General features: G+C 55.8%; 8 protein-coding genes. 7 read left to right on the top strand and 1 reads right to left on the bottom strand.

Annotation, left to right across the window (positions count from 1 at the left end; all coding sequences use genetic code 11):
• Positions 1 to 1,077 precede the first annotated feature (1,077 nt).
• The gene (locus BV911_RS18060) at positions 1,078 to 2,073 is read right to left on the bottom strand and encodes an ABC transporter substrate-binding protein (protein ID WP_086054962.1); all 996 of its coding nucleotides are present in this window, start codon (positions 2,071 to 2,073) and stop codon (positions 1,078 to 1,080) included.
• 148 nt (positions 2,074 to 2,221) lie between these two features.
• Here BV911_RS18060 and BV911_RS18055 point away from each other — a divergent pair, with 148 nt between their 5' ends.
• The 7 genes from BV911_RS18055 to BV911_RS18025 all read left to right on the top strand — a co-directional run.
• Positions 2,222 to 2,902 (top strand): TetR/AcrR family transcriptional regulator, encoded by a 681-nt coding sequence (locus BV911_RS18055; protein ID WP_205963905.1) that lies wholly within the window; start codon positions 2,222 to 2,224, stop codon positions 2,900 to 2,902.
• A 67-nt stretch (positions 2,903 to 2,969) separates the two neighbouring features.
• Positions 2,970 to 3,776, top strand: a complete 807-nt coding sequence (locus BV911_RS18050; protein WP_086054961.1) for an ABC transporter permease — start codon at positions 2,970 to 2,972, stop codon at positions 3,774 to 3,776.
• A complete protein-coding gene (locus BV911_RS18045) occupies positions 3,773 to 4,837 on the top strand; it encodes an NAD(P)-dependent oxidoreductase (RefSeq protein WP_086054960.1) in 1,065 nt (354 codons plus the stop codon). Before BV911_RS18050 ends, BV911_RS18045 begins: the two co-directional genes overlap by 4 nt.
• Positions 4,824 to 5,684 carry a GNAT family N-acetyltransferase gene (locus BV911_RS18040; protein WP_086054959.1) on the top strand — a complete coding sequence of 287 codons (861 nt, stop codon included), beginning with the start codon at positions 4,824 to 4,826 and terminating at the stop codon, positions 5,682 to 5,684. Before BV911_RS18045 ends, BV911_RS18040 begins: the two co-directional genes overlap by 14 nt.
• Before the next feature lie 8 nt (positions 5,685 to 5,692).
• Positions 5,693 to 6,757 carry a dihydrodipicolinate synthase family protein gene (locus BV911_RS18035; RefSeq protein ID WP_086054958.1) on the top strand — a complete coding sequence of 355 codons (1,065 nt, stop codon included), beginning with the start codon at positions 5,693 to 5,695 and terminating at the stop codon, positions 6,755 to 6,757.
• A 98-nt stretch (positions 6,758 to 6,855) separates the two neighbouring features.
• Positions 6,856 to 7,548 carry an ABC transporter ATP-binding protein gene (locus tag BV911_RS18030; RefSeq protein ID WP_205963904.1) on the top strand — a complete coding sequence of 231 codons (693 nt, stop codon included), beginning with the start codon at positions 6,856 to 6,858 and terminating at the stop codon, positions 7,546 to 7,548.
• A gap of 400 nt (positions 7,549 to 7,948) precedes the next feature.
• Positions 7,949 to 8,139: transposase (locus tag BV911_RS18025; RefSeq protein WP_139840146.1), on the top strand; the 191-nt coding region annotated here is incomplete at its 3' end.

The following is an 8,139-nucleotide window of genomic DNA, read 5'->3' as shown; positions in this document are numbered from 1 at the left end:
TGGTCAGGAAAAACCCGAAACTGGCAACCGGCCGGACCTGTCTGGCTGAATCCAGAAAACGAATTCAGCGCCCCTGAAATCAGAGACGCCGCATGAAATCGGCGGACAACTAGTTTGACAAACACCGCGGGCGGCGTCCGCAACACGGGCTGGCAACGAGGTGGCGCATATGATCCACAAGTGCCAGTTCGACATGGCCGGGAAAACCGCATTCCAGCAATTCGCGGAGCTCGCAGCATAACTGTGTCCGGGGAAAAGGCTTTCTTCGTAAACCTCGGAAATTTGCGACAGAACCTTTCCAACCCGTATGCTGGACGATGCAGCATGATTGAGGGTAGTTCCTATTACGTTCTCACCTTACCACTCTTCAATCGAACTACCAGAAGCGTCATTGAACCTAGCGAAAGATAGACTGGATTTAGCGAACTCAAGGGAGTTTCATAGAGGTATGGTCAACTTATTTTACATAACTGTCATTATAGCCATCTCATCTGGAAGATCTGATTTAAACGCTTTATCGCGCCCTGGCTTTGATCTCTCTGAAACGATCATTGGATAGTGGCAAGACCATGATGCCATGAGCGCTTTTGTCAGCGCGTATCGGCGGTAAAATGACTTTCCCGGCCAGTCCAGTCGCGGAGCCGCCCGATCTCCAGCTTGTGACATTGTCGAAGTGGCGCATCAGTTCCTGCTTGTTCTCTCGGAACCGGTCATTCTACGTCCAGTCCTAAGCGTGTCCTTTCGGCGTGGGTTTTGTTATTTCGAGCGCAATCCGCGCAGGGTGTCAGGCGCTCGCAGAACCGGTTACGTGACAACTCCCCCTTTTGTCGCCGTGATTGACAATGAGCGATGATCTGGGATGGAAGCCGGTGGCGTGTATAGCTGATGCTCGGCGTGTGCATGGCCGTCAGCTATGTCCAAACCACAACTCGTGCAACCAAACGCAGGTTAATGTGACAACGCCAGAAAACCCACTCTTTAGAGCGTCACATCCAGACGCGAACGCCTATGCCCTCAAGCAAATAGAACGCGGCGAGAACGCCGCGTTCTATACCAAGTCAACCTCAAGAAGTTCTATTACTCACCGGTCATTTTGACGGACTCGTCAAGGAACTCGTTGGTGTATACCGTTTCGATGTCAAAAGGCTTTTTGACATCGAAGTAAGTTGAAATCATGTCGTAGTCCGCGGCCATCCGCTCAGAGCTAAAGGCACCAAGGGCAACGGTCTGGGTTGTCTCGTCGCGCATCAGCTCTTTAATACGACCCCACTGGTCTTTCTGATTTTCTGGATCCAGCCCGGAAACTTCTGACATCAGCGCATCCAAGCAAGGCTGGAAGTCGGCAACACAAGCTGCAAACGCCTTTTGGCTCACGGCAGCGAACTTGCCAACGACATCCCGGTGCTCTGAAAGGAACGTCTCATTGACGATAACCGAGTTGCCATAGGGGTTCACGCCGATGTTGCGCCACGCGACAAAACCGAGATCATCGCCAAACTCGCGAACTTTCAGATCATGTTCGTTATAAAAGTCACTGGTCACGTCGATCGCGCCACTTTTCAGCGAGGCCAACTTGGCCTGAGGCGAAACGTTGACGAACTTGACCGAGTCAGGCTCAATCCCCACGGACTTTGCAAAAAGCGGCCACATGATGCGCGACGCATCGGCGGGCGGGTTCCCGACGGAATGGCCAGGAAAGTCTTTTGGCGTTTCGATGCCACTGCTCTTCAGCCAGTAAAAACCTTGGGGCGAGTTGGCATAGACAGTCATCACGGCAACTGCATTGGCGCCCTCTCCGCGCGCAAGGAGAACTGTCGCCAGATCGGCCACGCCGACTTCGGCAATTCCGGCGGCAACGCGCTGAACCGCAGCGCCTGAACCGCGCCCGGCTTCAATTTCCAACTGGATGCCTTCATCCTCATACCAGCCCTGCTGCTTAGCGTAAAAATAGGGGGCATGATCGGCCGTCGGGACCCAGTTTAGCACCATGCTGATATCTTCGGCATTGGCGGCAAGCGGGGAAAGAAGCGCAGCAAGCGCAGTTGAAAAAACAAGGGATCTGCTGGGCATCATCGGTTAACTCCTGGGTCACAAAGAGAAAATCAGGCCGCGACCGGTGGTGGTGTCGCGGTTCCGGACAATTCGGGTAGTCAACAATAGGCACGGATGTTAGTAGCGATCAATAACCAATCAACCAGTTGGTTACATAAGGGGGAGCCCCATGGAGAAAGAAAAGCCCATGGAAGAAATTGCGAACACCGAGACGCCCGTTCCAAAGAAACGCCCGCAAAAGCGGGATACCGCCGCAAGCCGGAAGGCGCTTCTTGATGCTGCTGTCACCGAATTTGCCGAATTTGGCTTTGAGGGCGGGCGCGTTGACCGCATTGCCCGATTGGCAGGCGTAAACAAGCAACTGGTTTATCATCACTTCGGCAGCAAAGCTGATCTCTATCGTGCCACGCTCGAAGAGGTTTACCGTGAGATCCGCGAACGCGAGCAGCAGCTTCATTTGGAAGAACAAGAACCGGAAGCCGCCATGCGTGCGCTTGTTGGCTTTTCGTTCGATTATCTTGAAGACCACCCCGAATTCGTCACCCTGATCAACGATGAAAACCGGATGGAAGCCGTTCACCTGAAAACGTCAGACAAAGTTAAGGACATGCACTCTCCGCTGATCCGTCTGATCGAAGAATCGCTGGATCGTGGCGTCGCAGCAGGTGTTTTCAACGATCATTTTGACCCAGTCGATCTATACCTGTCGATCGCAGGGCTCACGTATTTCTACTTTTCCAACCGCCACACCGCCTCGGTTATCTTCAACCGTGACATAACCACAGCCAAACAAATGCGGCAGAGGCGGGCGCATATTATAGATTTCGTTTTGTCGGCCTTGCGGAGCTAATCAACCAACCGGTTGGTTGACAGATGAAATCTTTCTCTCTAGGTTTTTTTAAAACAGGGGATCAAAGATGGGCTCAGAAACAGATACCGGACAGGACGAACGCGCGAGGCTGGAACGTCTGCAGCGCAACCGCAGCAGGCTGGTTGCAGTCATGTCTCATCTGGCGGTTCTTTTCGCCTGGGAGATAGCCGTCAAAATCTTTGAAGTGCCTCGTTTCATCCTCCCCGCGCCAAGCGAGATCATCTCCACGCTTGGCTCCAGTCGCTACGACTGGATGGGCAATACCTGGGTCACCGCGTTGGAAATTTGCGGCGGCTATTTCTTTGCCACCGTTCTGGGCGTTGCTTTTGCAGTGATATTCTCATGGTCCAAAACCCTGACCATGATGTTTTTCCCGCTGTTGATTACGCTCAACATGATCCCGAAAGTGGCGCTTGGTCCGCTGGTGATCGTCTGGTTCAGCTACGGCATCTCGACAAACATCCTGATCACCTTCTCGCTGTGCTTCTTCCCCATTCTGCTGACAACCGTCAGGGGGCTGCGCGAAGTAGAGCCGGACTTGCTTGATCTGGTCAAATCGCTGCGCGGATCACGTTGGCAGACCTTCTTTTACATTCAACTTCCAGGCGCCCTGCCCTACATCTTTTCGGGCATGAAAGTCTCCGCAATCCTGGCGGTTGCCGGTGCCGTGGTCGGCGAATTCATCGCCTCTGACCGGGGCCTCGGCTACCTGATGATTCAGGTGCAAGCCGCCCTTGATACTCCCGCCATGTTTATGGCCGTAACCCTGATCACACTGATCGGCATCGCACTCTACATGGCAGTGCTGATTGTCGAACACATTGTGCTTCCCAAAGATGCGAGGATGTCATGAGCGATATCAAGAACACACCGGCGGCCCTTCTGGATGGTGCATGCCTGCCTGACCGCTTCGACAGCGTTGAAGCCTTGGACGATTTCATCGCACTGCCATCTCGGGCCCTGATTGACGACCTTGCAGCCGTCGACGGTGATATCATGATACTCGGCGCCAGCGGCAAGATGGGACCATCCCTCGCCCGCCTCGCTCGGAATGCTGCGCCGACCAAAAGGATCATCGCCGTTGCGCGATTTTCAGATCCGGCTTCAAAAACCGCGCTGGAAATGCACGGCATTGAAACCATCATCTGCGATCTGTTCGATGCTGCCGCGATCGGAGCACTGCCCAAGGTAAAGAACATCATTTTCATGGCCGGACGCAAGTTTGGCTCAGGTGGGAACCAGCCGCTGACATGGGCGGCAAACACTCATATTCCCGCGCTCGTCGCCCAAGCGTTTTCCGACTCGCGCATCGTCGCCTTTTCTACTGGGTGCGTCTATGCGTTCTCTCCGGTAGACAGCATGGGCTCCGACGAGGGTGACGCACTTGATCCTCCCGGCGAATATGCGCAATCGTGCATAGGACGCGAGCGGATGTTTGAGCATTTCTCAGCCGTTCACGACACCCCCGGCAGGATCTATCGCCTCAACTATGCAATCGACCTTCGCTACGGCGTACTCCACGATATCGCGGTAAAAGTGCGCGATGGCGTGCCGATTGATGTCACCATGGGCCATGTCAACGTAATCTGGCAGGGCGACGCCAATACCATTGCGCTGCGGTGCCTGAAGCAAGCGACGACGCCAACAAGCCCTATCAATGTCACCGGCCCAGAAGTCATTTCAGTGCGTTGGCTGGCAGGAATACTAGGCAAAAAGCTGGGCATTGCGCCCATCATTACCGGCGAAGAAGCGCCCGAAGCTTGGCTGTCGAACACCCGCCTATGCAACGGCACTTTCGGCTACCCAACGGTTCCGCTTGACCGGATGCTCGACTGGACTGCCAACTGGGTTTCGGACGACTTGCCCTCGCACAACAAGCCAACCCATTTCGAGGCCCGCGATGGTACCTACTGAGGCGGTTACAGCCATCTCTTCCATCCCGCCGCTCATCACCCTGTCGCAGGGCGACACCGAGGGCGCGATGCAGCTGTCAACGGAAGCAGGTTGGAACCAAACAGCGGACGATTGGCAGCTTTTTCTACGTCACGGCAAGGTGTTTGGGATACTAGAAGACGGCGCCCTATCTGCAACCGCAGCGATCATGCCTTATGGCACTGAGATCGCGTGGGTCAGTATGGTCCTAACGCGAAAAAGCAGGCGCGGATGCGGCTTTGGCACGCGATTGCTAAAGCATTGTCTCTCGGCGATTGAAACCGAAGGGCGCACCGCCCTGCTCGACGCCACGCCCGCCGGAGAAATTATCTATCGCAGGCTCGGCTTCGAAGGACATGAAGCGTTCACCCGCTGGGTCGGAACCGGCGGTGGCCAGCCGCGAGGCGATGTTGCGGCCCCAGACATTGCCGCAGCCATATCGGCTGCAAACCGGGCGTTTGGCGCGAATAGAACAGATCTACTCGCCAATTTTGCCAGCCGCCGCCCAGACCTTTGCCACTATGAACCGAACACGGGACTTTGCGTCTTCGGTCGTGAAGGACGTCTGGCAACTCAGATTGGCCCCGTTGTGGGCACCGCGCCAAGCCCCGACAGCCCGGAAGCCGAAGCGCAGCTCGCTACCCTCATCGGCGAGATCACAGGACCGGTCTTACTGGATGTCGCGGATCGCTGTACCCGGATTGGCGAACGTCTTGAATTACTTGGATTTGATAGACAGCGCCCATTCTTGCGCATGAAACGCGGCCCGTGGCTGCCCCCTGAAAATGGATCGACGGTTACCGCAATCGCCGGTCCAGAATTTGGATAGGAAAACAGATGGGACTTCACCACGACGATCTCCCCGGCGAGGTGCTCGCGCTGCTGCGCAAAGGGGCCGTTATCCCCGCGCATCCGCTGGCGCTTGACGCAAACCGTGCATTTGACCCTGCCCGGCAGCGCGCATTGACCCGCTACTATGTTGACGCCGGCGCGGGCGGCCTTGCCGTGGGTGTTCATACCACACAGTTTGCCATTCGTGACATCGGGCTATACGAGCCCGTGCTGAAAGCCGCTGCTGAAGACGCCGCCGCATGGACTGAGCGGCCTCTGGTGATGATCGCTGGGGTTGCAGGGCAGACAGAACAGGCGGTCGCCGAAGCAAAAATAGCGCATTCACACGGCTACCACGCAGTTCTGGTTTCTATGGGCGCGCTTCGCGGCCAATCCCCGGAGGAGCTGATCGCGCATTGCAGCGCTGTGGCCCGAGAAATGCCGATCATCGGGTTTTATATGCAGTCCGCAGTTGGCGGAATCGATCTAAATGCCGGCTTTTGGCGCGAATTTTCCAACATCGACAACGCCGTTGCGATAAAAATGGCCCCGTTCAACCGTTACAAAACTCTGGACGTCATGAAAGGCGTTGTGGCAGCAGGCGCTGAGAGCCGCATCACGCTTTACACCGGCAACGACGATCACATCGTGGCCGACCTGCTCACGCCGTTCGACATTCCGCGCGACGGCGGGATGGTACGGCTGCGCATTCGTGGCGGCCTTTTAGGTCACTGGTCAGTCTGGACCCGCAAAGCCGTGGAACTGCTTGAGCGTATTCACACCGTGGTCGACGGTGGCGCCGACTTACCCCTTGATCTTGCGTCACTCGATGCCCGCGTCACCGATTGCAACGCAGCATTTTTCGATGTCGCCAATAATTTTAGCGGTTGCATTGCCGGATGCCACGAAGTGCTACGTCGTCAGCACCTTCTTGAAACGATCCATTGCCTTGATCCCGCAGAAGGACTTTCTGTGGGTCAGGCAGAGGAAATCGACCGGGTTTATGCGGTCCATTCTGATCTCGCCGATGATGACTTCATCGCTGACAACCTCGAAAGGTGGCTTGCATGACCGTCAACAGTCAACCCGCACCCATGAGCGGCGAACCGTTCATCCAAATGCAAAACGTGCGCAAGGTCTACCGGACCGGCACGAAGGAACATGTCGCGGTGTCCGATGTCACGCTCGATATTAACGACGGCGATCTGCTCTCTGTGGTCGGCCCGTCTGGCTGCGGCAAGACAACTGTGCTCAAAATCCTCGCGGGGCTACATGACGCCGATGGCGGCACCGTCAAGATTGGCTCAAGCGTAGCCAGCTTTGAAGAAGGCCGAGATGTTGGCATGGTGTTTCAACAGCCCATGCTGCTCAAGTGGCGCACGATCACCGAAAACGTTCTTTTGCCAGCTCAAATCCTAGGCCTGCCGATGAAGGCCGCGCGGGAACGCGCACAAGATTTATTACAAATGGTTGGGCTTGGCGATGCGGGCAAGAAGTATCCGTTTGAGCTATCTGGCGGCATGCAGCAACGGGCCGCTATCGCTCGCGCTCTGATCCATGATCCCAAGCTGGTGCTAATGGACGAGCCATTCGGTGCGCTTGACGCCATGACCCGCGAAAAGATGAACCTCGAAATGCTGCGGATCTGGCAGGAAAGTCGCAAAACAATCGTGTTCATCACCCACGGAATTCAAGAAGCGATCTTCCTCGGCTCCCATTGCGCGGTGCTGTCTTCCGGCCCCGCGCGAATGGCCGATTATTTCAAGATTGACCTCCCCCACCCACGCACGCTCGACATCAAGACAACAGATGCGTTCGGGGATTACGTCAAACGGGTCTACCGCCAACTTGGGATGGGCTAGCAGGTGAGTATCCCGCGTCCTCGTCCTATCTCGCCCGCCGAAAATGTAGAGGAAAAAAAGCGGCGGACAACTTACCTGACATAGGGGGGTAGCGGAAGCCCTTGAGGCGAGCAAACTGGTCGGAATTCCCATACCGCTAAAACAGCCCGGTCATGTCGGTCGAACAAGTTGGCAATGCTGGGTCAATTTCTCACATTATTCAACAGTCACACGGTACTTTGCCCTAGCAAACTTATCGCGCCACGATCCGTTGAATTTGAAAGGCATCCCATCATCCCGAAGTCAGATCCAAGGAACAGCTGTAACCGCTTCATTGTGGCCGCCTGCCTGATTTCCGGATGATTTGCTAAGATACGTGCTTCACGACGTCCTTTGCGACGTGTCTTAGGTTGGGTCAGTGATGCGTGGTGAGATACTGGGGTTTGAACGTCGACGCCGTTGGAGCGACGAGGAGAAGCTGGGGGTCGTGATGTCTGTGGGCGTTGATGAGGCGACGGTCACGCAGGTGGCGCAGCGCCACGAGATCACGCGGCAGCAGGTCTATTCCTGGCGCCATGAGATGAAGAAGAAGGGGGTTTGGTCACCGGATGG

The sequence above is a fragment of the Pseudoruegeria sp. SK021 genome (genome assembly GCF_002119405.1).
Taxonomy (GTDB): Bacteria; Pseudomonadota; Alphaproteobacteria; order Rhodobacterales; family Rhodobacteraceae; genus Meridianimarinicoccus.
The sequence above is the reverse complement of the archived record's forward strand: the minus strand, read 5'-3'. Positions and strand labels throughout refer to the sequence as shown.

Bases quoted from the DNA above. Each gene is read 5' to 3' on its own strand.
- BV911_RS18060 (WP_086054962.1), bottom strand. From the start codon at position 2,073: ATGATGCCCAGCAGATCCCTTGTTTTTTCAACTGCGCTTGCTGCGCTT.
- BV911_RS18055 (WP_205963905.1), top strand. From the start codon at position 2,222: ATGGAGAAAGAAAAGCCCATGGAAGAAATTGCGAACACCGAGACGCCC.
- BV911_RS18050 (WP_086054961.1), top strand. From the start codon at position 2,970: ATGGGCTCAGAAACAGATACCGGACAGGACGAACGCGCGAGGCTGGAA.
- BV911_RS18045 (WP_086054960.1), top strand. From the start codon at position 3,773: ATGAGCGATATCAAGAACACACCGGCGGCCCTTCTGGATGGTGCATGC.
- BV911_RS18040 (WP_086054959.1), top strand. From the start codon at position 4,824: ATGGTACCTACTGAGGCGGTTACAGCCATCTCTTCCATCCCGCCGCTC.
- BV911_RS18035 (WP_086054958.1), top strand. From the start codon at position 5,693: ATGGGACTTCACCACGACGATCTCCCCGGCGAGGTGCTCGCGCTGCTG.